The following is a 25,157-nucleotide window of genomic DNA, read 5'->3' on the forward strand; positions in this document are numbered from 1 at the left end:
TAACTGTAGAAGATTAGATTATTAAAAGGACATAAAAAATGACTGATATAAAAATTGTTCAAGGTGACATTACTAAAATGAAGGCTGATGCTATTGTCAATGCCGCTAACAAGAGTTTATTAGGTGGTGGTGGGGTTGACGGTGCGATTCATGCTGCAGCTGGTCCAGAACTTCTAGCAGAATGTCGAACGCTTCATGGCTGTGATACTGGCGAAGCTAAGATAACCAAAGGTTACAATTTGCTAGCTAAGCATGTAATTCATACAGTTGGACCAATCTACCGTTTCCACACTCTGGAAGAAGATGCTAAGTTACTTACAGATTGTTATCGTAATAGCTTGGATTTAGCTAAGAAGAATAATTTACACAGTATTATTTTTTCATCGATTTCAACTGGGGTATATGGTTATCCTGCTAAAGATGCAGCAAAGGTAGCGATTAAGACCTCCAGAGATTGGTTAAAAGCTAATCCTGACTATGAGATGCATATCTCACTATGTGCTTTTGATAAGCGAATGGAACAAGTTTTGAAAAATCAATTATAGAAGAAAAGTATCTTACATTGTTAGACTAATCTAGTAGTTGTAAGATACTTTTTAATTTTTGACCACCAACCGTGAAGAAAATATGCGGATGTAAAAGATAGAATCCATGTAAGAATCCAGGTACCAAAAAGCGTTAAGAAGGGATGATAAATAGCATGGAATTGCATGTTAAGTCCACGCCAAATTAGTTGATTCCAAAAGACGTTAGAAAGATATGCACGATAAGCATAAGTAGCTAAAAAGTGAAATGCCTTTAGACTAGTTAATTTATTTTTTCTAACTTGATATAAGCAAAATGAACTAATTAGTGCAATTGCAGCTAAACAATAGAAAGTCATCGATGGCCTGTAATATGGGGCATTATTAAAGTTAATTGGATGCCCAAATCTTTGAAGTTCAATATTAGTCCAAATAAAACAAAGAATAAAAATCCCAGCAATGATCCACCAGAATTCGCTAATAAAAATGTTTATCTTATCTCGCAATTGCCAAGCAAGAACGCCATAAATTCCGTAAATGAAAAATGAGATAAATACACGATCGAGCAAATACCAATCGAGTTCATGGATTCCGTGGAAGACGTAGTAGTCATAAAAGTAAATCCAGGTAAAATAAAGAATGAAAGTAAGAATTGCTACAAAGATTCCGCGTTTGATATTTTTACCGATGTAACAACTAATCGTCCAAAAAATTGGCATTAGAATAATAAACTGTAACATCATCGTGTTGTACCAAAGATGTGGTGCAGCATTGCCGTTGATGAATTGCCAGCAAAAAGAAGAAAAATTATAATAATGATCAACTTGTTGTAGCCACGGCATCCCCAACAAATAAATTAATGTCCACCAAATCGTAGGAACAAAGAGATTTGACCAGTTACTGCGCAAATACTTTTTATAAGAAAAATTACCATTTGTATCATTAACGCGGATAGTCGTGTAAAGGATGCCGAAAATAAATGCAGGAGCAGTGTACTTAACTAAGTTGTACAAAACTCCGAAAATATCTTGAACATGATTGGGTTGTTCTACATTCATGATCATTGCCATAATAGGTTGCGCCATAACGGCGGTGCAGGCGAAAACTTTTAAATAGTCGCCAATATCCGCTATTTTGTATGAGGGATAAGCATATTTATCCATAAAACCCTTTCTAAAAAGCAGCACCTTAATCAGATGCTGCTTAATTTTATTTATTCTGATTCTTTTTAGCTCGATGCCAGTTAATGATTCCATAAATTAACATAACAATTGACATTAGAAAAATTAGGAAAAAGATTAACCCACGATATGGTCTTAAAAAACTTGGTAACCATAATTGACCATCCATCACACATATAATAAAAAGTGAAACGAATGTCGCATATCTTGGGTCTGACTTTAGGTTAATGAAATACATTATTACAATCATAGTTATTATTCCTAAGAATGCTAACGTCTTCATTGGTGAACTATTACCTAAGAAAAAGTCGGCATAAATCCAAAATAAAAGAATGATAATTGCGATTACTGCGAAGAAAATTCTCCACTTTTTTTGTTGCTTCAGCATTTTCACTCATCTACTTTCATGCTAATACCTGTTAATTCAAGTATAGGCTTAAAAATATAAAAGTGATGCTAAAGGAACTTATTATTTGCGATAAGAAATTCCCCAGGCAAAGATCAATACAAGAATAAAGTTAAGCAATAGTGTAAAACCAGTTACCCAAAATACTGTTGCGTAGTTTGATAAACCGGAAATCATCGATCCCATTAATGAGCCGACTACGGCACCAATTGCTTGGAATGACTGATTATAAGAGAAGATCCGTCCGAAACTTTCACTAGGTGTGTTTAAGGTTAAAACGGTCTGTGCAGCTGGCAACATTCCCGCACTAGCAATTCCCAGCAAGAATCTTAATCCTGCAAGCACCCATGGATTATTAGTCAAAGCCATTGGAATAAATAAAATAAAGCCAACAATAAGACCAATTCGTAAAACTCTCAAAGGCCCAACTTCATCCATCTTATGCCCAATCTTTGATGCAGCAATCAAGGTACCAAGTCCTGGCGTTGCGGCAACAACACCGGCGACCAAGGCTACATTTTTACCGTCGGTCATCATTGATTTAACATAAAGCGAAACGATTGGATCAATTGACATGGTTGATGATTGAACAAGCATAGTGGTTATGAACATAACAATGATCAATTTTACACTAGGCAAGCTTTTCATAATTTCGTTCATTGGCTTCATCTTTTCGCGAGAAATTGGAGTAAATTCTTCATGAACAAAGAATGTAGTACCCAAAAATACAAGGAACATCAATAATCCGGTAATAAAGAATGGAATACGATATCCCCAAGCACCGCCGAGCCAATTGCCAAAGAAACTTGATAAAGCACGCCTAAAAGTGGTCCAACTAAGTTACCTGCAGTTCCGGCTATCATCATTTGGCTCATTACCCAGCCGCTTCTGTGATGAGGAGTTTCTCCAGCCATTAATGCTGTTGCATTATTGATATAACCAGAAAATGCTCCTTGAATAAAACGCATAACAACGATATATATAGCGTTTGGTGCTAAACCAGTCAGGGTAATAGTTAATGCCATAACCCCTGAAGCACGCATACACATTAATTTTCTACCTTTACGGTCAGCCAAGTTGCCCCAATATGGTGAAACAATTGCCTGGGCAATAAATGTCATGGCAAATGCTAAACCTGAGTAAAGATTAATTTGAAATTTTGTATAATTACCCAGATCAGAAATAAATAAAGAAATAAAGGGCATCGTCATTGAGTAGCCCATTCCTGTAATAAAACAGCCTAACCATAAGGTATAAAAAGCTTTATGCCATCCAGCTGGAAAGGCAGTTGATTTTGTAGTAGTCAAAAAGTCATCTCTTTCCAAAAAGTAAAACAATACTTTAATTTTAGCACATGCAAAAAGCTAAATTTTTCTTCAAATTCTGCCTTGAAAGTGGGATATCTTGTTCATAATGTGCTACGATAGTGATTCGAGAAAGGAGTTTTCATTATGGCACATATGTCTAGGCGAGAATATCGCATGAAAAAAGAACATGGACAATCTGGTGCTAGTCAATCGCGAATTAATTATTCTAAAAATAAGATAACTAGTCGTGAAGAATTTAGAAGTAAAAAGATTAGCAATCCTGCGCCAATTAACAATGTGAATGTGGCTAATGCTACAAGAGAAAATTATAATCATGTCAAACTTAACTTTTGGAATATTTTCTCTGATAGGCCATATGTCTCTGTAACAATAATTGTGTTGGCTTTGTTCTTTATTATGATCAAACTGTGGTGGGGACTCATTGTGCTGCTTATTGCTGTCATAGCTGGTATTTATGTGATAGGACGTAGTCATCATCCTAACCGTGTGCTGAGTCTAGAGTTTCATATGAAAGCTTCTAGAAAACTTAGTATGCTTAGAGCCTTTGAATTAGGTGGCTCTGTTGTTATGTTTTTAGCAACTTATATGAAACAAGTGGTTTCTGTAGATTTCTCATCAGCAGGATCAACCGATAGTTTCCAAATTATTCAAGGGATGCTGTCTAATAATGGTGGTTATTATGGTCAACGTGGATCATATTTCTTGAATTTGCTTAATACAGTAACTGGTGGGCAGTTATGGAGCTCTTATCGGTATGCAACCAATAGTGCACAAATGATGAGTAGTAATTCAGGAAGATGGATTATTATTTGGATCATGCTTTTGATGATTGCTCCAGCATTTTGTGTGTTGGCACAGTTCTTTAAAGAGCCATATTCAAGAAATGCAACATTAGTTACTTCATTGATCACTACGGTAAGTTTTGTATTAACTCCTGTTTTAATGAGAAGATGGGTAGTAGGTTATGCAATGGAAAATCAAATGGCAAGAGAAGCAGCCAACAATGCAGTTCATATTGGTACCATGGCGTATGTTGGTATGGGGTGCTCAATTATGGTTTTGATTATTGCAATTTATCGTTTTGTTAAACAAGATAATTTTGAATAAAGATAAATATTTTAACCCAGTGCTAGATGAAGGTGAATCTTCGTCCAGCACTTTTATTTTGCCAAAATAAGATTTGACGACATAAAAAAATCACCTAGTCAATTGGACTAGATGATTTTTTTCATGATTGGAAATTAAAAGAATGAATTAATACCAATTATGTGCTAGCCAAAATCTCTTGGCATTAACCCATGAACCGTAACGACCATAAACGTAATTATCAGCTGTACGTTCTTGATTCTTAGGTGATAAATCACCGTTTAAGTAACCAATATTTAATTGATATTTACCGTAACAAACACCGTTTCTAGCAGTGTAGCTACCACCTGATTCACGCATTGCGATCCAACGCTTAGCTGCCTTTTCCTTCTTAGAAAGCTTTCTAGTTGCGGCTTGTACAGTTTGGTTATTTGAAGTGGTAGAAAAAGCTTGGGCAACAGTAACACATGCAAAGGCAAGTGCTAAAGCTGCAAAAATTTTAACCAAAGTAGATTTAACGTTTTTACTCATTTATTTAATTCATCCTCGTTAATAAAACTTAATTTCAAATTTATCAATTTCTTAATGATTATGCTTATATCTTACAAGCTCAATATGACAGCAATGTTACAAAACGAAAACATCATTCTTACAATCAGGAATAAATAGCCTTTTTTAAGCGCTTTTTGCCTTAATTTGGTAAAATTTATTAGAAGAAACAACTGTTTTTAGGAGGTAAAAAATGGCAGTAAAACGTTTTTATGAAACTTTCCATCCAGAACATTACGATTTACGTATTGATGTAAACCGTAAAAATAAGGAAATTAATGGTACTTCTACTATTACTGGTGATGTAGTTGAGAATCCAGTATTTATTAATCAGAAGTTTATGACTATCGACAGTGTTAAAGTTGAGGGAAAAGACGTTGATTTTGAAGTAGTTGAAAAAGACGAAGCAATTAAAATTGAAACCGGCGTAACTGGTAAAGCCATCATCGAAATTGCTTATAGTGCACCTTTGACAGATACTATGATGGGTATTTATCCTTCATATTACGAATTGGAAGGTAAAAAGAAGCAAATTATTGGTACGCAATTTGAAACCACTTTTGCGCGTCAAGCATTTCCGTGTGTTGACGAACCAGAAGCTAAAGCGACCTTTACGCTTGCTCTTAAATGGGATGAACAAGATGGCGAAATTGCTCTTGCCAACATGCCTGAAATCGAAGTTGATAAAGATGGTTACCACCATTTTGAAGAAACTGTTCGTATGTCTAGTTACCTTGTTGCATTTGCCTTTGGTGAATTGCAATCAAAGACTGATCATACTAAAGACGGCGTTTTAGTAGGTGTTTATGCAACTAAGGCTCACAAGCCTAAGGAATTGGATTTTGCATTAGATATTGCTACTCGTGCAATTGAATTTTACGAAGACTTCTACCAAACTAAGTACCCACTTCCACAATCATTGCAACTTGCATTGCCAGATTTTAGTGCCGGTGCGATGGAAAACTGGGGACTTATAACTTATCGTGAAGCTTACTTGTTGCTTGATCCAGACAATACTAGTTTGGAAATGAAGAAGTTGGTAGCTACAGTTATTACTCACGAATTGGCTCACCAATGGTTTGGTGACTTAGTAACCATGAAGTGGTGGGATAACTTATGGCTTAACGAAAGTTTTGCTAACATGATGGAATACTTGTCAGTTGATGGCTTGGAACCAGATTGGCACATTTGGGAAATGTTCCAAACTAATGAAGCTTCTTCAGCATTATCACGTGATGCTACAGATGGTGTTCAACCAATTCAAATGGAAATTAACGATCCAGCAGATATTGATTCAGTATTTGATGGTGCGATTGTTTATGCTAAGGGTTCAAGAATGTTGGTCATGGTTCGTTCACTTCTTGGCGATGAAGCTTTGAGAAAGGGTCTTAAGTACTACTTCGATCACCACAAGTTTGGTAATGCCACAGGTGACGATCTTTGGGATGCACTTTCAACTGCAACTGACCTTAATATTGGTGAAATTATGCATTCATGGCTAAAACAACCAGGTTACCCAGTAGTTAGTGCCTTTGTTGATAAAGATGGCCATTTGAAGCTTACTCAAAAGCAATTCTTCATTGGTGAAGGTGAAGATAAGGGGAGATTATGGCAGATTCCATTGAACGCTAACTTTGATGCTCCTAAGATTATGTCAGAAAAGGAAATTGATCTAGGCAACTACAAGGTTCTTCGTGAAGAAGCGGGTCACCCACTTAGACTTAACGTTGGTAATAATTCTCACTTCATCGTTGAATATGATGAAACCTTACTTAACGATATTTTGGCAGACGTTAATGCACTTGATCCAATCGATAAGTTGCAATTATTACAAGACCTTAGACTTTTAGCAGAAGGTAAGCAAATTTCTTACGCTGTAATTGTGCCACTTCTTACTAAGTTCGCAGATTCTAAATCAAGTTTGGTAATTAACGCTTTGTACACTACTGCTAACAAGCTTCGTCAATTTGTTAAACCAGAATCAGAAGAAGAAAAGAACCTGAAGAAGCTTTACGATCTCTTATCAAAGAAGCAAGTTGCTCGTTTAGGCTGGGAAGTTAAGAAGGGCGAAAGCGATGAAGATGCTCAAATTCGTCCATACGAATTAAGCGCAAGTCTCTACGCAGATAATACTGATTCAATTAAGGCAGCTCACCAAATCTTCACTGAAAATGAAGATAACTTGGAAGCAATGAACGCTGATGTTCGCCCATACGTTTTGATTAACGAAGTAAAGAATTTTGGAAGCCATAACTTAATTGCCAAGTTAATTAAGGAATACCAAAGAACTGCTGATGCTTCATACAAGGTAGACCTTCGTTCTGCTATTACCAGCACAATTGATAAGGCAGAAGTAGCTACAATTGTAGAAGATTTCGAAAATGCAGATATTATTAAGCCACAAGACCTTCGCGGCTGGTACCGCGGCTTACTTGCTAACCATCATGGTCAACAAGCTGCTTGGGACTGGATCAGAGAAGATTGGGACTGGCTTGATAAGACTGTTGGTGGTGACATGGAATTTGCTACATTCATCACTGTTACTGCTGGTGTGTTCCACACTCCTGAAAGACTTAAGGAATTCAAGGAATTCTTTGAACCAAAGGTAAATGTTCCACTTCTTAGTCGTGAAATTAAGATGGACACTAAGGTTATCGAAAGCAAGGTTAACTTGATCGAAGCTGAAAAAGATGCTGTAAATAGCGCAATTGCTAAGGCGATTGATTAATTAACAATAACAGATTGGGAAATAAGGATTCACTTAGTCAAAGTGAATCCTTATTTTTCATGGTATAATAACTCTTTGTTGCTTACCTTAAACAAAGAGGGGAGTTTTTCTTTGGGTAAACGAGATACAAATACAGCATTTTTCGGACAACCTAAGGGTTTGTCTACATTATTCTTTACTGAAATGTGGGAGCGTTTCAGTTACTACGGCATGCGAGCAATTCTTTTGTTCTACATGTACTATGCAGTTACAAAGGGCGGTTTAGGAATGGATCAAACTACCGCTGCATCGGTGATGTCGATCTACGGCTCGCTTGTTTATTTGTCAGCTTTAGTAGGTGGCTGGCTTTCCGATAGAGTATGGGGATCAAGAAAGACCGTCTTTTATGGTGGTGTATTGATCATGCTAGGTCACATCGTGCTGGCTTTACCAGCGGGTGTAGGTGCATTATATAGTTCTATTGCTTTAATTGTGGTTGGTACAGGTTTATTAAAACCTAATGTATCAGATATGGTAGGGGGACTTTACTCCGTAGAAGATCGTCGTCGTGATGCCGGGTTTAGTATTTTTGTTTTTGGTATTAACCTGGGTTCTTTTATCGCACCATGGCTTGTTCCTTGGGCAGCTGAAGGATTCGGCTTCCATGCTTTTGGAAATGAATTGAACTTTCATGCTGGATTTTCGCTAGCTGCAATTGGAATGTTCTTTGGATTAGTTCAATATGTTTTAGGTGGTAAAAAATATTTGCCCACAAGTAGTCTAGAACCTAATGATCCAATCGATAGAGGTGATTTGCTTAATATTATTAAGTGGGTTGTTATTATCGTAGTTGCAGTTGCTGCAATTTTAGCTGCATTAGCTGGATTTGGTCAATTGAACGTTGATAATATAATTACTATGTTGACTGTTTTAGCAATTGCATTGCCAATTTATTACTTCGTAATGATGCTACGCAGTTCAAAAGTTACTAAAGTTGAACGTTCACGTGTTAAAGCTTATATTCCATTATTCTTTGCGGCAGCTATTTTCTGGGGAATAGAAGAATCAGGATCTGTTGTTTTAGCTTTGTTTGCAGAGCAAAGAACTGTACTTCATGTTGGTAATTGGCATTTTACAGCAGCCAACTTCCAATCACTTAATCCTTTGTTTATTATGATTTTGACGCCAGTTTTTGTATGGCTATGGGAACACTGGAAGAAACAACCAAGTGCGCCGGGTAAATTTGCTGCTGGACTTGTTTTTGCCGGTTTATCTTATATGTGGATGGCTTTGCCAGGGATGCTTTATGGTACAAGCGGTCGAGTTAGTCCTTTCTGGCTAGTTGGTTCATGGTTCATTGTTGAAATTGCCGAAATGTTGATTTCACCTATTGGTTTATCAATTACGACTAAGCTTGCGCCAAATGCATATCGTTCACAAATGATGAGTATGTGGTTTATGGCTGATGCGACGGGTCAAGCAATCAATGCACAAATTGTTAAGTTCTATTCCACTGGTACAGAAGTACAATACTTTACTGTCATTGGATTAGTTAGTGTAGTCTTCGGTATTATTATGTTCTTATTAGTTAAGAAGATTAATGTATTGATGGAAGGCGTACATTAAAAAATAGCGTGGATTTCCACGCTATTTTTTACTTAAAATTTGTGCAAAGCAATTGCATAAATAACCAAAATTAAACCCAAAATTAAAAAGATAATAGCTAAAGTACGTTGCCATTTAGCCTCATTTTTACTATCTTCTTTATTTTTATTAGTATTGCCGTTTTTTTCACTTAAGTATCTAAAGTAAGAAATTGCTGCTACGACTAAGCAAAGAATCCCGATTATTAACATAAAAATCCTTTCAAAAAATCTATATCTTTTTATTTAATTTTACGCAAAAAAATACAGCTCTTCAATTTGAAAAGCTATATTTTTCATTTTAATAAACTATTACGGCATCGTTGGTCAAGACATTGTCCCAAACGCTCTTGATTTCTGCAGGACGAATATTTACACATCCGTGTGAACCGCCTTGTAAGTATGCTGTTTTACTCCAGTCATTTCTCCAGCTAGCATCGTGAAGACCACAACCACTTAAGGTGAATGGCATCCAGTATTGAACTTTAGATGCATATTTTGAGCCGTCGTCGTTATATCCACGAAGAACACTAGGAGATTCCTTGTACATGATATACCAAACTCCCTTAGGTGTTTGATTACCTTTTCCACCTTCTAGAGTACCAGTAACTACATCATTTAAGTGAACTACTACGCGACCTTTGCGTACAACCCATAATTCTTGATTGCTGATAGAAACAACAACATAGTTTTCACCAATACCATGATTATTCTTACCGTAACCATGAGCATATGTACTGTATCCATCACCATAAATGTATTTACTACCATCAACAGTAGTCTTACCATTCATGAATGCTTTTTCTACAGCAACTTGAGCTTTTTTAACGTGTACACCCCAGCCGTAACTTTCATTTTTAACAGTAACTGTTTTACCATTAACTTTGTTTCCCACAGGAACAGAGAACTTATAGCTCTTATTAAGGGTTTGAACTTCTTTGTCGATTTCGTTTAATTTAGCAGTTAAATTTTTGACATCAGTGAATTTATACTTGCTATCTTTATATGTGACTTCACCGATTAAATCATCTGCTTTTAAAGTATAATTATTTCCTGCAATCTTATAAGTTACAGCAGCTTTTTGTATCTTTTGAAGATTCTTCTTAGCTTGAGTTAATGTTGCTGAATTATAAGTATATTTTTGATTATTCGGCAGATCTGTATGTTGTTTTTCAAAATAATTTTGTACAGTTTGAGAATCGATAGTTTGAACATTTTCATCGCGTTCGGAAACGATCTTCTTGTTTCTCAAAAAGATTGTGTTAACAGCCTTTTGATTGATTTTATCTGTAGCTTTTTTTACTGTTAGGTTTCCAACCTTAACGCCATAAATTGTAACGTTAGGGTTAAAGTGAGTAGTCGCAAAGGCTCGTTCCTTCTGTTCACTGGCTACTTGTCTATTATGAATAAATACACCACAAATAATCGCAATTATAATAATTACGCCAGCAATTATTAAGTAGAGGTTATTACGGTTATTATGTTTTCTAAGTTCTTTTCTAGATTGCATATTAAAATTACCCGTATCCTTAGTTTTTTCGAATAAACGTTTGCTTCGAAACAGTATAACAACTATTCTTATTATAGTAAAGTTACTAAATTATTCTACCTTAGTGTTAAAATGCATAACAGCTTTTATTTTATTTTTTTAGGTGAAAAACATGACTAATGATCCAATTGTATTTCAAATGAGCGTGGTCAAAAATAAACCGCAATCTTATCGTAAAGATAAAAATAAGGATATATGCCCATTTTGTGATGTGGAAAATTTAACAGATATTTATGCAAAGGATGGAGACATTATTTGGCTTCATAATAAATTTCCAACGCTGCGTGATACACTGCAGACCGTTTTAATTGAATCAAGCGACCATAACGGTGATATAAGCACTTATACTAAAAAGTATAATCGGAAGTTGCTACGTTTTAGTTTGCAGTGCTTTGAAAGGATGAACCGTGATGATAAATATCAGTCAGTAGTTTGGTATAAAAACTATGGTCCTCATTCAGGAGGCTCGCTAATTCATCCACATATGCAAATTGTAGGCTTTAAAAACGTAGATGGATATAAATATATTCATCCAAATAATTTTGAAGGAGAGACATTGTTTGATAAAGATGGGGTTGAGGTGAATGTGGCAGAGCATCCTGTACAAGGATATACAGAGTTAAATATCAATTTACTTAATCGAAATAGTGTTGATCTATGGGCTGATTGGATTCAAAGTGGTGCCAAATATTTACTTAATATTATGTATGATGGTAGATGTGATTCATACAATTTATTCTTTTATCCCCGTAATGATGAGGGAATATGTGCAAAATTTATTACACGTTTTGATGCACCACCATATTTTGTGGGTTATAAATTATCCCAAGTAAATGATGAAATGACATTAACTAAAGAGGCACGCCGCTTTAAAGAATTTTATGATAATGATTCAAAAATAAAATAAAAAGTATTCTCTACTAGAGAATACTTTTTTAGAATTCAGTATGAATAATATCATCTTCAGGACGATGAGCCTGAATGCGTAACACTTGCCAGTCAAAATTATCATCTGGTTGGACTAAGTCAATGATCAACTTTCCGTCTTCCATTCTAAAATCAAGTTCGGTGCGATGGTCGATCCATTCTATACGGTTAGGTTCTTCGCTTAGGCCTTCCACTATAATTTGATCAGAAAGATTATTAAGAAAGATGTATTTTTGGTAAGTTGCATGACGATTTTCCAAGATGAAACCATCACTAGAAGTCAATTCACTTGGTTGACTTTCATTAAATGCGTGACCAAACATGTGCATCCAAGAATTAATGGTATTGAGCAATGCTTGTGTATTTTCATTGATTTGCCCATTGTTTACTGGAACATTGATGATAGTAGATTTACCATTTTTACGATTATCAACCATTGTATCAATAACATTTTCACTGGTTAAATCTAATCCATCTTGTTTATTTGCTAAAAAGATGGTGTATTTTTCACAGGCCATTTTAAAAAGGTCATTTTTGCCGTTACTCATTACAGCACGTGCACCAATGTTACGCGCTGTTTTAACTAGTGTATCAGCGTCAGCTTGTCCGTTTAACTTAAAATTTAAGACAATTGCAAAATCAGGATTCATTTTTGTCCTCCTTGTTAATTACTAGTTTAGTTTATCGTAAAGGAACGAAATATTGAAATGAAAATTATTATTGCTCCCGCAAAAATTATGAAATTAGATCGAGATTCTTTTCCTGTTCAATCCACACCAGAATTTTTGAAAAAGACTAGGATATTAGAGAAATTCTTAAAATCAAGAACCCGAGATCAACTGGAAACGTTATGGCATGCCAGTGATAAAGTAGTTGAGCAAAGCTTATTTCAGTTGAAAAATATGGATTTAGATACTAATTTAACGCCAGCAATTTTAGCTTTTTCAGGTATTCAATACCAGTACATGGCACCAGATTTGTTTACTCAGCCAGCGCTTGATTATATTCAAAAAAATTTGCGTATTTTATCAGGTTTTTATGGGATGCTCCGTCCATTTGACGGAATATGTCCATATCGTTTGGAATTAAATACCAAAATGGTAGGCTTTCGTGATTATAGTTTGTATCATTTTTGGGATGAAGATATTGCTAATAGTTTATTTAAAGAGGATCAAGTAGTAATTAATCTAGCATCTAAGCAATATATGCGTTTAGTTAAACCTTATCTGAATTCAGCTAGGCGAATGATTACTGTTGATTTTCAAGAACTAAAAAATGACAAGTGGAAAACTGTCGGTGTTCATGCCAAAATGGCGCGCGGTGAAATGGTGCGCTTTATGGCAGAAAAGCAAATAAAAAATCCCGCAGATTTGCGAGACTTTCATGATTTCGATTTTCAATTTGTACCAGAAGTCAGTTCAGACGATCATTATATTTTTAGAACTGATTTTGATTTTACTCGGCATTAAAATAGGGGCTTCAAAAATTCTGCAGTTAAATCAACAGCAGAGTCTTTATATTGACCAGTGAAACTATGATCTGCATCTGGGACCATGTGCAGTTCACTGTTTTCGTAGACTTCGTCGTATTTCTTTGAGTATTTAGGGGCAACTACTTGATCATTGGAGCCAACAATTATAGAAACTGGATTAGTATAATGTTTAGCAATTTCATAGATTGGTAATACTTGTGCGGTTCTTAAATAAAAGCCGCCAAGCTTTTTACCATGAAATGGAATAGCTGCTGGAATGTGTTCAGGATTATAAGTTGCGCCTTGAGTGTCACCATTTAAGGCATCATCCTTTAATTGAGCAGCCGGTGCTAAAAGAACGACTTTTTTAACAATGTCTGGATAAAGTCCAGCTAGCATTGAAGCAACTACGCCACCTTGTGAATGTCCCACCAAAAAAATATTACGTACATGTGGATCAGTACGTACGTATTCTAAAATCTTTTGTGCATCCGCAATTTCATTGCAGACAGTCATATCTTCAAACGCACCATCACTTTCGCCATGTCCATTAAAGTCAAAACGAACACTAGCTACATTTTCATCGCGTAAGTTATCGGCAATTTGCCTTAATAAAGGGGTATTTCTGTTTGCAGTAAAGCCATGCATAAGAATAGCCATATCATAAATTTCACCAAAAGGTTCTTCACGATCGCCTACTAAAGTGAGGCCATCTCTCTCAATTGTAATGCGAGACATAACTCTTCCTCTTTCCACATAATGTATAATTTTATTGTAAGCCTTTTTATAAAGAAATTTGCCGAAAATAAATTAAGAAATTGGAAAGATTAATTTTATCAGCGTAATATTTAATTATTGAAACAGAAAGAGTAATAAAAGTATGGAAATTGTTTTTCTTCGTCATGGACAAACTGATTTGAATAAATCTGCACGTATCCAAGGCTCATCAGTAAATGCAAGTTTAAATGAAGCGGGTCGTGCTTATGCAGAAAAAGCTGCTAAGAATTTTGATCCCAGCAGTTTCGATGTGGTTTATTGTAGTCCACTAAATCGTGCTGTAGAAACAGCAGAGATTTTTGTTAAAGGACAAAAAGAAATTCAACTCGATGATCGTTTGCTTGAAATCGATTTTGGTGAATGGGACGGTAAACCGTTAAGTGAATTAAAAGAAAAGCATCCAGATGCTTTAGATCCTTGGGGGAAAGTAGCGCGCTCTTATGTTAAATATGCTCCAAATGGTGAAAGTCATGAGGCACTTAATAAGCGTTGCGGTGAATTTTTGGATGATATTGCTAAAAAGTATCCAGATAAGAAGATTTTAGTTGTTTGTCATGGTACTTTGATCAGAATGATGGCAGCACATTATTTAACTAATGGTGATATGATTCATTTTGAAACTGTTGATAATTGTGCATTAACCAAGTTTAGTTACCGTGAAGGCATCGCTAGAATGAACTATTATAATCGTGTACTTGCATAAAAGGGAACTGTTGAAAGTTCTCTTTTTTTAACCATTTTTATTGACAACTCGTCACAATGAGCTATGATATAGACGCTTAGTGACAAAACGTCATAAGCTGAAAAGGGGGGATGATTATATGGTTAAGCAAACTTTTAAAAATTTACCGTTAGCTAAACGTAAACGTATTGAAGATGTATTATTAGAGGAATTTAGTACATATCCTTTAGCAAATGCTAAAGTATCACATATTGTGAAAAAAGCAGATATTGCTCGTGGTGCATTTTATAAATACTTCGATGATTTAACAGATGCATATATTTATATGTATTACAAGGCTATTGATACTATTCATGCAAATATGGCACCGGGCGAAAAATATGATCCAGATCATTTTTACGATCGAGTTGTAAAATTTATTGATAAAACACAAAACAGTAAATTTGAACCAATGATGAAATTGCATATGTCACAAAATGAGTATTTGATTCCAGATACTTATAAGATGTATTCTAGACAGCTTTTAAACTTAGATGCTCAAATGTGGAGTGCAATGGTTTTAAGTCATGAGATAATTAATCTTTGTTTATCAGATCCGGAAAATCGTGAGAAAAATTTAGCTAGATACAAAAAGAGCTTATACATGCTTAAAAAGGGGATGGATTAATTGTTTTTAGCAATTAAAGAAATAAAGCATGAAAAATTACGATATGGGTTAATCATTTTAATGATCTTTTTGATTAGCTATTTAATTTTTATGTTGTCATCATTAGCAGTGGGATTAGCTAGTGAAAATACTCAGGCGATTGAGAGCTGGGACGCTCAAAAAATTGTCCTTAATAAGAATTCTAATATTAGTATGAGTCAATCCGCTCTTACTAAAGAAGATCTTAAGGATGTAAAAGTAGGAAAATCTGAAGCCTATGTTGGCCAAATGGGTGCAGTAGTTAAAGCTAAAGACCGTAGTTCTGTATCTGCACAATTTTTGGGAATAAAGAAAAATCAGTTTATTTATCAAGAACAAAAACTACTTTCTGGTAAAAAAGCGCAAAATAGCAATCAAGTTACAGTAGATAGTAGTTTTAAAGATAAAGGATATAAATTAGGCGATAAAATTAGCCTGAATGGCTCAAGCAAAAAATACAAAATTGTTGGTTTTGTAAAAAATGCTAAGATTAATATTGCACCAATTGTTTATGGTTCATTTTCTACATGGAAGAAAATGCGAATGGTAGCGCCAAATGTTCAAGCATCAGCAATCCTTTCAAGAAATAAGAATTATAAATTTAATCATAGAGATGCAAAGACTTATTCAATTGATAGATATATCAGCAAGTTGCCAGGATATACTGCACAGAATTTGACATTTGGTCTAATGATTGGCTTTTTATTTGTAATATCATTAATTATTATTGCTGTTTTCTTATATATCTTAACTATGCAAAAGATGCATAATTTTGCCGTTATGCGCGCACAAGGTATTCCAAGCAAAACTTTGGTTGGTGCAACGATCAGTCAATCAATTATTTTAGTTGCGGTTGGCGTAATTATTGCATTAATTTTAATGTGGATTACTGCAGCTGTTTTACCAGCAGCTGTACCAATGAATTTCACACCATTAATTATGGTTAGTGGCACAGTAGGAATGCTAGTAATGGGGATTATTGGTAGTTTGATTCCAATTAGATCAATTATGAAGGTTGATCCAGCAAAGGCGATTGGTGAATAAAATGGCAGTAATTGAATTAAAAAATGTTAAGAAGATTTATGGTAAAGGCGATGCGCAAGTTATAGCTTTACAAGATATTAATTTTGTTGCTAATAAAGGTGAAGTTGTCTTAATAATGGGACCATCAGGTGCAGGAAAGAGTACATTTTTAACAATCGCTGGTTCTTTGCAAAAACCTACTTCAGGTGAGGTAATAATTGATGGTGATGATATCGGCAACTTATCAGCTAAAAAGAGTAATGCACTTCGCTTGACTAAAATTGGTTTTGTATTACAAGCATACAATTTGGTTCCATTTTTAACGGTTGAGGAACAATTTGTTTTAGTAGATAAAGTCAAAAAGCAAAATAACCTCTCCAAAGATGAATTGGATAAGTTATTAAAGCAGTTAGGAATTACGAAGTTATTGAAAAAATATCCTGGGGAATTATCTGGTGGTCAACAACAAAGAGCAGCAATTGCACGTGCACTTTATGCTAATCCAGAAATTCTTTTGGCAGATGAACCTACTGCTTCACTTGATACCAAAAACGTTGAAGAAGTAGGACAATTATTTAAAGATCTAGCTAAAAAGCGTAATAAAGCTGTGATGTTAGTTACTCACGATCCGCGTCTAGAAAAATATGCTGATCATATTTATGAGATGATGGATGGTAAAATGACTCAGAAAAAATAATCTGTAAAAAAAGCCGCATTTTGCGGCTTTTTTTACTCTTATAGGTTAGGATCCATTTGGAATCTAAGTGGTGAATCACCAGTTTGTTCAGTAATCAATTTTGCAGTTAATTCTTTATATGCGTCTGTAGCTGTCTTAGCCAGTTTAGCATTTGCTTCATTAATTAAATCAGTTCGTTTAGCAGGATCATTTTCCTTAGCTAATTTTTCATCATATTGATGTCTAATTTGCAATAATTTCTCATTAGTAGAGTTTTGGGTATTACTCAATGCAGTACCGTACTTACTCCAATTGCGATCAACTAAAACGCTGGCAAGCTTAAATACCCAGTAGGCAGAATTCGGTGAATAAGTCTCTTTACCGTTTTTCCAGGTACTAGGAACTTTAGTACCTTGTGGATAGAACGGAATATATACGCTTTGTGCGGCAACGCCCATTGCTAGCCAATGAATCATGTCTTCGCCGTTTAATTCAAGCAAATGTGATTCTTGAGTAGTAGCTACAGAAATTGGACGAAATGCAGGCTGATCTTTATTTTTCTTATTTGTTAGATCATAAACTGTATTATTAAAGTGATCACTTAAAACATGTTGAGCATCTTGGGCAGAAATAGGCGCATCAGGCTTTCTGGTAAATGGTAAATTGAAGTCTTGAGGCTTTTGTTCAGCAGATGGCGTTAAAAGACGCTGACCGCTCCAAACACGTGGCGTATTGTAATGAAGATCACTATCGTCATGTGTACCAAAAATATCACGCCAAATAAATGGTTTATCTTTTGGCCAAAGTTGATTGTTATAAACAAAATTTTGTAAATTATTTGAATATAAGAAATTGTCACTGTCAAAGTCAATTTCTTGAATTGCTAATTGGTTAGCAACTACTGCATATGAATCATCTGGAATTCTTTGAGCAACCCAGTGGTGACCTGATCCAATTTCCATGTACCATGCTTCGTCGCGGTCAGCAAATAAGATCCCGTCTGCTTCAGCGGCACCATGTTTTTCAACGATTTTGCCTAAGCGAATAACGCCTTCTTTTGCTGTTTTAATATATGGCAATACTACCGTTACCATAGCTTCTTCTAGGATGCCCTTTTCTGTATTGAATGGATCAACTGCCATTACACGATCATTGGCATAGGCACTTTCAGTAGCACTCATTGCCACATGATACTCATTAATGCCATCTTCTTCAAAAACACCGTATTTATCTGTCCATTCTGGTGTGGAAGAATAGCTGAATATCTTTTCAGGTAAATCAATTTCAAATTTATTGTCTTTTGACTTAAAATGGTTATTCTTAACATTCTTATGGTGATTGAATGCAAGATGTTTTGGCCAAGCAGTTTTTGCATCCTCATTGCGGCCAATAATTACACTGCCTGAAAGGGATGCTTTCTTACCAATTAAGATTGAGGTACAAGACGAACGACCAACGACTGTAGTATTCATAAAATTCACGCTTTCTAAAATAATTTGTAATATAATTATAATGTAAAAGTCGTAATTTTATATTATATTAATATTTTGTAAAGCGAGGTTTTAATATGAATGATAAACCAGAAGACAAGTCTATCGAATTAACGACAGACTATGCTGATCATACAATCAATATGAAGTTTTCAAATAACCTTACAGATGATCGCGAACGTGGGTATATTTTATCTGCTGCGTTTTTTTCATTCTGTGCTTCACAAGGATTAGATAAGCAGGCAGTTATTGAAATGGTTTCATCACATTATGACCAGTTTACGGGAGACAACGGATCATCATTGTTTAAACGTTTATAAAAATAAATAGTTTAGACTTGAATTTGTTATTTATTGGATATATGATATTCGTGAAGAAAAAATAACAGGCGTATTGAAAAGCATATTTGCAACAAATGATTGAGGTGCATAGAAATGGCAAGAAGAAAAGAATTTAGTAAAGATAAAATTTTAGATACTGCTTATAAGATGGCAATTAAGGACGGTATTGAAGGATTAACAGCTCGTAGCATTGCAAAAGCTGGACATTTTTCAACCCAACCTTTATATCTAGAATTTGACAACATGGACGACCTTCGTGCTCAAGTCTTAGAAAGAATTTCAGCAGACTTAAGAAATCATACATTACAGCAAGAATTTACTGGCGAACCTTTAATTGATTTAGATTTATCATATATTGAATTCGCTAAAACGCATGTTAACTTATTCCGTGCAATGTTTGCTGATGGTAAGTTCGGTAGTAAGGTTATTGCAGATACTTTATTGGGACTAGGAACTGAAAAGTTTAAAGAGCAATATCCTGATACCAACTATGATGAAGATAAAATTCGAAATATTGTAATTGCTAACTGGATTTCAACTACTGGTATGGCTGCATTAGTTGTTAACAAAATTGCAAGTTTTAGTCAAAATCAAATTATTAATGTTTTGAATGCTCAGATCCATGATGCTATGCTTAATGATCACCTTAGCGAAACTCAAGAAAACCCAATGTTCGCTGCGGATGAAGAAGCATCTCTCAAGGACAACTTGGCATAATAATATTTCACCAATCATTTATGCTTTTCAAGACAAAAAGACATTTCCATACTCGGAAATGTCTTTTTCATTTTATGTGAAAAGTAATCAAGGCCAATTTATGATTCATAATAAGTTATAATTGAACTAAAGAGTTTTGAAAGGTGGTTTTTATGAAAGTACTAGCTCTATCTGGCTCAAATGCCGATAATTCATTTAACGAAAAATTACTTAGAATTATCATAAAAAATTTAGGGTATAAATATGATTTTGATTTTGCAACAGTAAAAGGTTTGCCTATGTTTAAAGAGGGGGTTGAAGCACCTGCAGATATTTTAGCTTTAGGTGAAAAAATTGAGAATGCTGAAATGGTGCTGATTGCTTCACCAGAACAACAACACTCAGTAACTAGCGCTTTAAAGAGTGCGCTTGAATGGCTTTCAAGTGCAATACACCCATTCCATGGTAAGCCAGTTGTCATTGTTTCGACCTCACCCATGCCACAAGGCGCTGCTCGTTCCCAAACTCGTTTAAAGAGTATTTTAGCTTCTCCAGGTTTTAGTGCCTATGTATTTAACGGTGATGAATTTATGATGGGATTCGCACCAAAGCAATTTGATGAAGAGGGTAACTTAGTAGATCCAGGAACTCTTAAATTCTTAAATCACTTCTTTGATGAAGTTGATGATTGGTATGCAAAAATCACTAAATAGGGGGCTTATTTATGAATTTATTAGTAATTGTTGGTACAAATGCTCCATTTTCATATAATCGTTTTTTAGCAAAATTTATTGCTAAGCGTTATGGTGATAAAGCCGATATTGAAGTAAAAGAGATTGACCAAATTAAACCATTTTGTAGATCTGAAGAACCAGATGAAATTACTAAACAATGGATTGAAGATATTAAAAATTCTGATGGGGTAATTTTAACTACTCCGGAATATGATCACTCCATTCCAGCCGCACTTAAAAGTGCACTTGAATGGTTAGGTTCACATGCTGGTCCTAATGTAATGGCAATGAAGCCAGCAGCAGTTGTTGGTACTTCTTACGGTGTTCAAGGCTCAAGTCGTGCTCAAGAAGATGCAAGAGAAATTTTGCTTTCACCTGATATGAGCGCTAATGTTTTACCAGGTAATGAAGTTTTAATCGGTGGTGCTGCAAGTAATTTTGATAAAGAAACTGGCGATCTGATTAATGACGGTTACATTAAGCAACTTGATCAAATGATGAATAATTTTGTTGAATTTGTTAATCAAATTAATAAATAATTTTGTTAGTTTGCAATCTCAATAGTACAATTACCGAATAGGAAACTATTCGGTTTTTTTATCAAAAAAACATAAGGGGTGAGATTATGATAAATCCAATTATTTTACCATTAGATAAAGTTCGCAATCCACGTGATTTAGGTAGTTATGTTGGTTATAATGGGCGCAAAATAAAGATGCACCGTTTACTTAGAACGGGAAAAATAAGTAATATTACTGAACATGATAAGAAGTTTCTGCTTGATTATGGTTTGACTAAAATTATAGATTTACGCTCGCCATTTGAATGTAAAAAGGCACCCGATAGTCAAATTCCAGGTGTTGAACATATTGATCTATCGATCTCTACAGAAGATAATACTAAGGGTGGAAAAAAGGATATTACTAAAGTCTTTGAAACGTATCGTAAAGATCAATATGCTGGTTTTAATATGATGTGTGATCGGTATAGATCTCATGTCATGAAAGAACATGCTCAGCATGCTCTGCACAGTATTTTAGAAGTGCTTGCTAATACTAAAGATGGTGCAATTATTTACCATTGTTCAGAAGGTAAAGATAGAACAGGTATCGTAACGGTATTGATTCTTTATTTGCTAGGCGTTGATATGGAAACAATCCGCCAAGATTATTTGTATTCGAATTATATGCTAGATAATTACCGCGCTAGTCGAGATAAAATAATGCAGGAAAATGGCGAAAATCTTTGCTTCCGTGCTAATATGCGAATTCTTGGTTCAGTTAGCGATGCATTTTTAGATACATCATTAATCGCTATTCATAAGAACTTCGGTAGTCTTGATAATTATTTAAAAGAAATAATCGGTGTAACGCCTGAATTGCGTGATACACTTCGTGAATTATATTTGGAAGACTAAAAAATGATAAAAGATTTGGCATTAGAACAAGTAGTAGGTCATCATCATGCATTGGGAACTTCAATTACTTTACAAATTTTTGGAACGCAAGATCGCAAGCTGTTACAAAAATCATTTGATTTGATTGATCATTATGAGGATCTTCTTACTGTTAACCGTGATGAATCAGAAGTAATGGATATAAATCATGCTGCAGGAGATTATCCTGTTCAAGTTTCAAGTGCTGTTTACAGCTTGGTAAAATTAGCGGTAGAAAAAAGTCGTGAAAATTTTGGCTTTAATGCTTTAATAGGACCGGTTGTAAAACTATGGCATATAGGTTTTAAAGGGGCTTGTGTTCCACGGGATGAAGAAATTAAAGACAAGATGATTTTGACTAATCCATTCAAAGTAGTGTTAAATGACCAAGATCAAACTGTTTTCTTAAAAATGAAGGGAATGGAATTAGATCTGGGTGGAATCGCTAAAGGCTGGATTGCAGATCGAATTCGTGATCTTTGGTTAGCATATGGTGTAGAAGCTGGCATCATTAATTTGGGAGGAAATATCTTATTAGTTGGTGATTCGCCTAAGAGAGTAAATGGCCAATGGATGATTGGTATTCAAGATCCTAAGGAACCCCGTGGCGATAATATTGCCTCGGTAATGGTACCACAATGCTCTGCTGTAACGAGTGGCACTTATGAGCGCTATTTGGTGGTAGATGGTCATAAGTATCATCATTTGATTGATCCAAGAACAGGCTATCCAGTTAAAACTGATTTAGCTGGTGTAACTACTTTTACTAGGTATTCAGTAGAAGCAGAAATTGAATGCAAAAGATTGTTTTTTGCGGGGCATCCAATGAAAGGCTGGCATGATGACCCAGATAGAATTGGTGCTGTGTTTGTTTATAACGACGAACACGTTGAGTATGATAATTTTGATCAATAAAAAAGATTTGGATTTCTCCAAATCTTTTTTGCTTAAGCAGCTGTTTTACTAATATTGAAAATACTATTGAATACACCATTTGAAAGTCCAGGTGTGCTATAAATAATGAAACGTAAGAATGATGAATCAAGTGTTTGTTGCATGAACCATGGGTTTTGTAATGCGTTGAACATTGACAAGACAACATAAACTAAGAAATAACTAGCTACAAATGAAGCAATTGCGCCTAATACGCTGTCGAGCAAACTGCCTAAGCTAGTTGCATTAGGATTTTTTGCAGGAATCCAATTCTTGAAAATCTTCATTACCATTTTTCCAATAAAGAAGATAATAAAGAATGCAGCGAAACGTGCAATCATTAATTCGATATTATTTGTTGAATTGTTTCCGATTATTTCTCCGGTAAATTGTGTGTAAAGCCAATTACCAAATGGATTTTGCATAAAAATAGCCACCATAAAAACAATCGCAGAACAAATTAATCCGATGATATACCGTGTAAAGCCGGTTTTATAACCTGTATAAGCTTGATATGCCAAGTAGGCCAAAACTATTAAAGTAACAACCAAAATAAAACTCTCCTTTGCGCTAAATTATACCTTATTTCGTAAGTGAAAGAACTAGTTTTCTTTGCTCATCAAAACTTTGACGATTGCAGTAAAATACTTCATAATTGAAAGGACGATTTGTCTTTGCTAGTCAATGCATTTTACGTTAATTTTAGAAATATGAAACAAGTTTCACGGGTGAAAAATGAATCCTGAAGAATTTATCTTAGAACTATCAAAACATAATTTTGAATTATCTGATAAGCAGAAGCAACAATTTAAACTTTATTTTAAATATTTGATCGAAGTTAATGAGCATGTCAATTTAACTCGGATCACTGAAGAAAATGAAGTTTATTTAAAGCACTTCTTTGATAGTGTGACTCCATTATTTACTTTTGGTGAAGTATTTAAAGATGGTGCAACATTATGTGATGTTGGGGCCGGGGCCGGTTTTCCTTCAATTCCGCTTAAGATTTTAAATCCAACACTTAAGGTGACTATTGTTGATTCTCTTGCTAAAAGATTAACTTTTTTAAAGAACTTAATTGAAAAATTAGGTTTAACTGATGTCGAATTAGTTCATGGTCGTGCAGAAGATGTTGGTCAAAATAAACTTTATCGTGAAAAATTTGATCTTGTCACAGCTCGGGCTGTTGCTAGAATGAGTGTGTTAAGTGAATATTGTTTACCACTTGTTAAAAAAGGTGGATATTTCATTGCACTTAAAGGCCCTAAGGCAGAAGATGAACTAGATGACGGCCAAAAAGCTCTTGAAGTGCTTGGTGGTAAATTAGTTAAAGAAGAAGAATTAACTTTGCCACATAGTAAGGAAGAGAGAACTTTAATTTTAGTAAAAAAAATCAAGCAAACGCCAAAGAAGTATCCACGTCAAGCTGGAACGCCGCGGCGTAAACCAATACATTAATTTAGGAGGACATAGCTATGTCATTATTTTCTTTTATGCGTCATGACGAGGAAGTCCCTAAGAACAAACAAATCCAAGATTTGGAATTGGATAAGATTGTACCTAATCGTTACCAACCACGACGTGAATTTTCAGAAGATTCAATTAAAGAGTTAGCTGAAACACTTGATAAGGATGGCTTACTTCAACCAATAGTAGTTCGTGAAGATGGTGATCAATATGAGATCATTGCCGGTGAGCGTAGATATCGTGCTGCTAAGAGCTTAGGCTGGGAAACAATTCCAGCAATCGTTAAAAATATGGACGATGATCAAGCAGCTTCTCTTGCTTTAATTGAAAACTTACAACGTGAAGACTTAAATCCAATTGATGAAGCAAAAGCATACACTAATTTGATGAAGTTAAATAATTTAACTCAAACAGCTTTAGCTAAAGATATGGGAAAGTCACAATCATATGTTGCTAATAAATTGCGTTTACTTAAATTGGGTGATGAAGTTCAACAAGCTTTAATCGAAGGTAAAATTACTGCTCGTCATGGTCGTGCTTTAATTGGTCTTAGCGAAGATGATCAAAAACGCGTTTTAGCAGAAATCGAAGCTAAGGGCTTAAATGTTAAACAAACTGAAGAAATCGCTAAAGATGTTGAAGCATACTTTAATCCTAAGCCTAAGGCAAAATCTGAACAAAAACGTGTAGTAAACCGCATTCCTAAGGATCTAAAAGTTCAAATCAATACAATTAAAAAGGCTGTTAAATTAGCTGAAGACTCAGGTATCAAAGTTAAAATTAAAGAAGATAAAAATCCTGATGACTACAAGATTACTATCGAACTGAAGAGAAAATAGAAAAGGAT

General features: G+C 34.9%; 27 protein-coding genes and 1 pseudogene. 18 read left to right on the forward strand and 10 right to left on the reverse strand.

From position 1 onward, the window contains the following. Positions 1 to 38 precede the first annotated feature (38 nt). Positions 39 to 545, forward strand: coding sequence for an O-acetyl-ADP-ribose deacetylase (locus tag SO785_RS09305; protein ID WP_003549649.1), 507 nt, complete (start codon positions 39 to 41; stop codon positions 543 to 545). A gap of 20 nt (positions 546 to 565) precedes the next feature. Here the strand turns inward: SO785_RS09305 and SO785_RS09310 are convergent, their stop codons facing one another. The 3 genes and pseudogenes from SO785_RS09310 to SO785_RS09320 form a co-directional block, all read right to left on the reverse strand. Continuing rightward, positions 566 to 1,687, reverse strand: a complete 1,122-nt coding sequence (locus tag SO785_RS09310; protein ID WP_011254598.1) for an acyltransferase family protein — start codon at positions 1,685 to 1,687, stop codon at positions 566 to 568. Between the two features lie 46 nt (positions 1,688 to 1,733). Then, positions 1,734 to 2,093, reverse strand: coding sequence for a hypothetical protein (locus SO785_RS09315; protein WP_021721401.1), 360 nt, complete (start codon positions 2,091 to 2,093; stop codon positions 1,734 to 1,736). 81 nt (positions 2,094 to 2,174) lie between these two features. Further along, positions 2,175 to 3,418 (reverse strand): annotated as a pseudogene (locus SO785_RS09320) (MFS transporter). A 144-nt stretch (positions 3,419 to 3,562) separates the two neighbouring features. Between SO785_RS09320 and SO785_RS09325 the strand changes: the two are divergent. After that, entirely contained in the window at positions 3,563 to 4,546 is a 984-nt protein-coding gene (locus tag SO785_RS09325) for a cytochrome C5 (protein WP_003549662.1), read from the forward strand. A gap of 147 nt (positions 4,547 to 4,693) precedes the next feature. On the opposite strand, the gene SO785_RS09330 is transcribed toward SO785_RS09325, so the two are convergent. Further along, complete coding sequence (locus SO785_RS09330) at positions 4,694 to 5,056, reverse strand: aggregation-promoting factor C-terminal-like domain-containing protein (protein WP_003549663.1); 363 nt, start codon at positions 5,054 to 5,056, stop codon at positions 4,694 to 4,696. A gap of 211 nt (positions 5,057 to 5,267) precedes the next feature. Here SO785_RS09330 and SO785_RS09335 point away from each other — a divergent pair, with 211 nt between their 5' ends. Both SO785_RS09335 and SO785_RS09340 read left to right on the forward strand, forming a co-directional pair. Then, positions 5,268 to 7,802, forward strand: a complete 2,535-nt coding sequence (locus SO785_RS09335) for a M1 family metallopeptidase (RefSeq protein WP_003549665.1) — start codon at positions 5,268 to 5,270, stop codon at positions 7,800 to 7,802. A 111-nt stretch (positions 7,803 to 7,913) separates the two neighbouring features. Then, positions 7,914 to 9,407 carry a peptide MFS transporter gene (locus SO785_RS09340; protein ID WP_011254595.1) on the forward strand — a complete coding sequence of 498 codons (1,494 nt, stop codon included), beginning with the start codon at positions 7,914 to 7,916 and terminating at the stop codon, positions 9,405 to 9,407. Positions 9,408 to 9,439: 32 nt separating this feature from the next. Here the strand turns inward: SO785_RS09340 and SO785_RS09345 are convergent, their stop codons facing one another. Together SO785_RS09345 and SO785_RS09350 are read right to left on the reverse strand one after the other, a co-directional pair. After that, positions 9,440 to 9,637 carry a hypothetical protein gene (locus SO785_RS09345; protein ID WP_003549669.1) on the reverse strand — a complete coding sequence of 66 codons (198 nt, stop codon included), beginning with the start codon at positions 9,635 to 9,637 and terminating at the stop codon, positions 9,440 to 9,442. A gap of 88 nt (positions 9,638 to 9,725) precedes the next feature. Continuing rightward, on the reverse strand, positions 9,726 to 10,934 hold the full coding sequence (locus SO785_RS09350; RefSeq protein ID WP_003549671.1) for a L,D-transpeptidase family protein: 1,209 nt from the start codon (positions 10,932 to 10,934) through the stop codon (positions 9,726 to 9,728). Positions 10,935 to 11,085: 151 nt separating this feature from the next. On the opposite strand from SO785_RS09350, the gene SO785_RS09355 reads away from it, so the two are divergent. After that, the gene (locus tag SO785_RS09355) at positions 11,086 to 11,880 is read left to right on the forward strand and encodes a DUF4931 domain-containing protein (RefSeq protein WP_003549672.1); all 795 of its coding nucleotides are present in this window, start codon (positions 11,086 to 11,088) and stop codon (positions 11,878 to 11,880) included. Between the two features lie 28 nt (positions 11,881 to 11,908). On the opposite strand, the gene SO785_RS09360 is transcribed toward SO785_RS09355, so the two are convergent. After that, positions 11,909 to 12,550, reverse strand: a complete 642-nt coding sequence (locus SO785_RS09360) for a hypothetical protein (protein WP_003549674.1) — start codon at positions 12,548 to 12,550, stop codon at positions 11,909 to 11,911. A 57-nt stretch (positions 12,551 to 12,607) separates the two neighbouring features. Between SO785_RS09360 and yaaA the strand changes: the two genes are divergently transcribed. Next, positions 12,608 to 13,369: a peroxide stress protein YaaA gene (yaaA, locus tag SO785_RS09365; protein WP_011254594.1), complete on the forward strand. Its 762-nt coding sequence runs from the start codon at positions 12,608 to 12,610 to the stop codon at positions 13,367 to 13,369. Here the strand turns inward: yaaA and SO785_RS09370 are convergent. Further along, complete coding sequence (locus SO785_RS09370) at positions 13,366 to 14,109, reverse strand: alpha/beta hydrolase (RefSeq protein WP_011254593.1); 744 nt, start codon at positions 14,107 to 14,109, stop codon at positions 13,366 to 13,368. The genes yaaA and SO785_RS09370 overlap by 4 nt on opposite strands. A gap of 142 nt (positions 14,110 to 14,251) precedes the next feature. Between SO785_RS09370 and SO785_RS09375 the strand changes: the two genes are divergently transcribed. The 4 genes from SO785_RS09375 to SO785_RS09390 all read left to right on the forward strand — a co-directional run bounded on the left by SO785_RS09375 (position 14,252) and on the right by SO785_RS09390 (position 17,235). Beyond that, positions 14,252 to 14,851, forward strand: coding sequence for a histidine phosphatase family protein (locus SO785_RS09375; RefSeq protein WP_003549678.1), 600 nt, complete (start codon positions 14,252 to 14,254; stop codon positions 14,849 to 14,851). A gap of 118 nt (positions 14,852 to 14,969) precedes the next feature. After that, entirely contained in the window at positions 14,970 to 15,497 is a 528-nt protein-coding gene (locus SO785_RS09380; RefSeq protein ID WP_011254592.1) for a TetR/AcrR family transcriptional regulator, read from the forward strand. Next, on the forward strand, positions 15,498 to 16,559 hold the full coding sequence (locus SO785_RS09385; protein ID WP_011254591.1) for an ABC transporter permease: 1,062 nt from the start codon (positions 15,498 to 15,500) through the stop codon (positions 16,557 to 16,559). A gap of 1 nt (position 16,560) precedes the next feature. Next, a complete protein-coding gene (locus SO785_RS09390; protein WP_011254590.1) occupies positions 16,561 to 17,235 on the forward strand; it encodes an ABC transporter ATP-binding protein in 675 nt (224 codons plus the stop codon). 38 nt (positions 17,236 to 17,273) lie between these two features. Here SO785_RS09390 and SO785_RS09395 read toward each other — a convergent pair whose 3' ends face one another. Continuing rightward, entirely contained in the window at positions 17,274 to 18,686 is a 1,413-nt protein-coding gene (locus tag SO785_RS09395) for a C69 family dipeptidase (protein ID WP_021873988.1), read from the reverse strand. A 95-nt stretch (positions 18,687 to 18,781) separates the two neighbouring features. Here SO785_RS09395 and SO785_RS09400 point away from each other — a divergent pair, with 95 nt between their 5' ends. The 6 genes from SO785_RS09400 (at position 18,782) to SO785_RS09425 (ending at position 22,825) form a co-directional block, all read left to right on the forward strand. Beyond that, positions 18,782 to 19,024 carry a hypothetical protein gene (locus SO785_RS09400; RefSeq protein WP_003549686.1) on the forward strand — a complete coding sequence of 81 codons (243 nt, stop codon included), beginning with the start codon at positions 18,782 to 18,784 and terminating at the stop codon, positions 19,022 to 19,024. Between the two features lie 114 nt (positions 19,025 to 19,138). Next, on the forward strand, positions 19,139 to 19,762 hold the full coding sequence (locus SO785_RS09405; protein WP_003549687.1) for a TetR/AcrR family transcriptional regulator: 624 nt from the start codon (positions 19,139 to 19,141) through the stop codon (positions 19,760 to 19,762). A gap of 152 nt (positions 19,763 to 19,914) precedes the next feature. After that, positions 19,915 to 20,454 carry an NADPH-dependent FMN reductase gene (locus SO785_RS09410; protein ID WP_003549688.1) on the forward strand — a complete coding sequence of 180 codons (540 nt, stop codon included), beginning with the start codon at positions 19,915 to 19,917 and terminating at the stop codon, positions 20,452 to 20,454. A gap of 11 nt (positions 20,455 to 20,465) precedes the next feature. After that, entirely contained in the window at positions 20,466 to 21,014 is a 549-nt protein-coding gene (locus SO785_RS09415) for an NADPH-dependent FMN reductase (protein WP_003549689.1), read from the forward strand. 86 nt (positions 21,015 to 21,100) lie between these two features. Continuing rightward, positions 21,101 to 21,892 (forward strand): tyrosine-protein phosphatase, encoded by a 792-nt coding sequence (locus tag SO785_RS09420; protein ID WP_003549690.1) that lies wholly within the window; start codon positions 21,101 to 21,103, stop codon positions 21,890 to 21,892. Between the two features lie 3 nt (positions 21,893 to 21,895). Further along, complete coding sequence (locus SO785_RS09425) at positions 21,896 to 22,825, forward strand: FAD:protein FMN transferase (RefSeq protein ID WP_003549691.1); 930 nt, start codon at positions 21,896 to 21,898, stop codon at positions 22,823 to 22,825. Positions 22,826 to 22,857: 32 nt separating this feature from the next. Here SO785_RS09425 and SO785_RS09430 read toward each other — a convergent pair whose 3' ends face one another. Then, positions 22,858 to 23,394, reverse strand: a complete 537-nt coding sequence (locus SO785_RS09430; RefSeq protein WP_003549693.1) for a CvpA family protein — start codon at positions 23,392 to 23,394, stop codon at positions 22,858 to 22,860. 184 nt (positions 23,395 to 23,578) lie between these two features. On the opposite strand from SO785_RS09430, the gene rsmG reads away from it, so the two are divergent. Both rsmG and noc read left to right on the forward strand, forming a co-directional pair. Further along, positions 23,579 to 24,301, forward strand: a complete 723-nt coding sequence (rsmG, locus tag SO785_RS09435) for a 16S rRNA (guanine(527)-N(7))-methyltransferase RsmG (protein ID WP_003549696.1) — start codon at positions 23,579 to 23,581, stop codon at positions 24,299 to 24,301. A 17-nt stretch (positions 24,302 to 24,318) separates the two neighbouring features. Further along, the gene (gene noc / locus SO785_RS09440; protein WP_011254588.1) at positions 24,319 to 25,149 is read left to right on the forward strand and encodes a nucleoid occlusion protein; all 831 of its coding nucleotides are present in this window, start codon (positions 24,319 to 24,321) and stop codon (positions 25,147 to 25,149) included. Positions 25,150 to 25,157: the final 8 nt, after the last annotated feature.

Origin of the sequence: Lactobacillus acidophilus, assembly GCF_034298135.1 — a bacterium.
GTDB lineage: Bacteria > Bacillota > Bacilli > Lactobacillales > Lactobacillaceae > Lactobacillus > Lactobacillus acidophilus.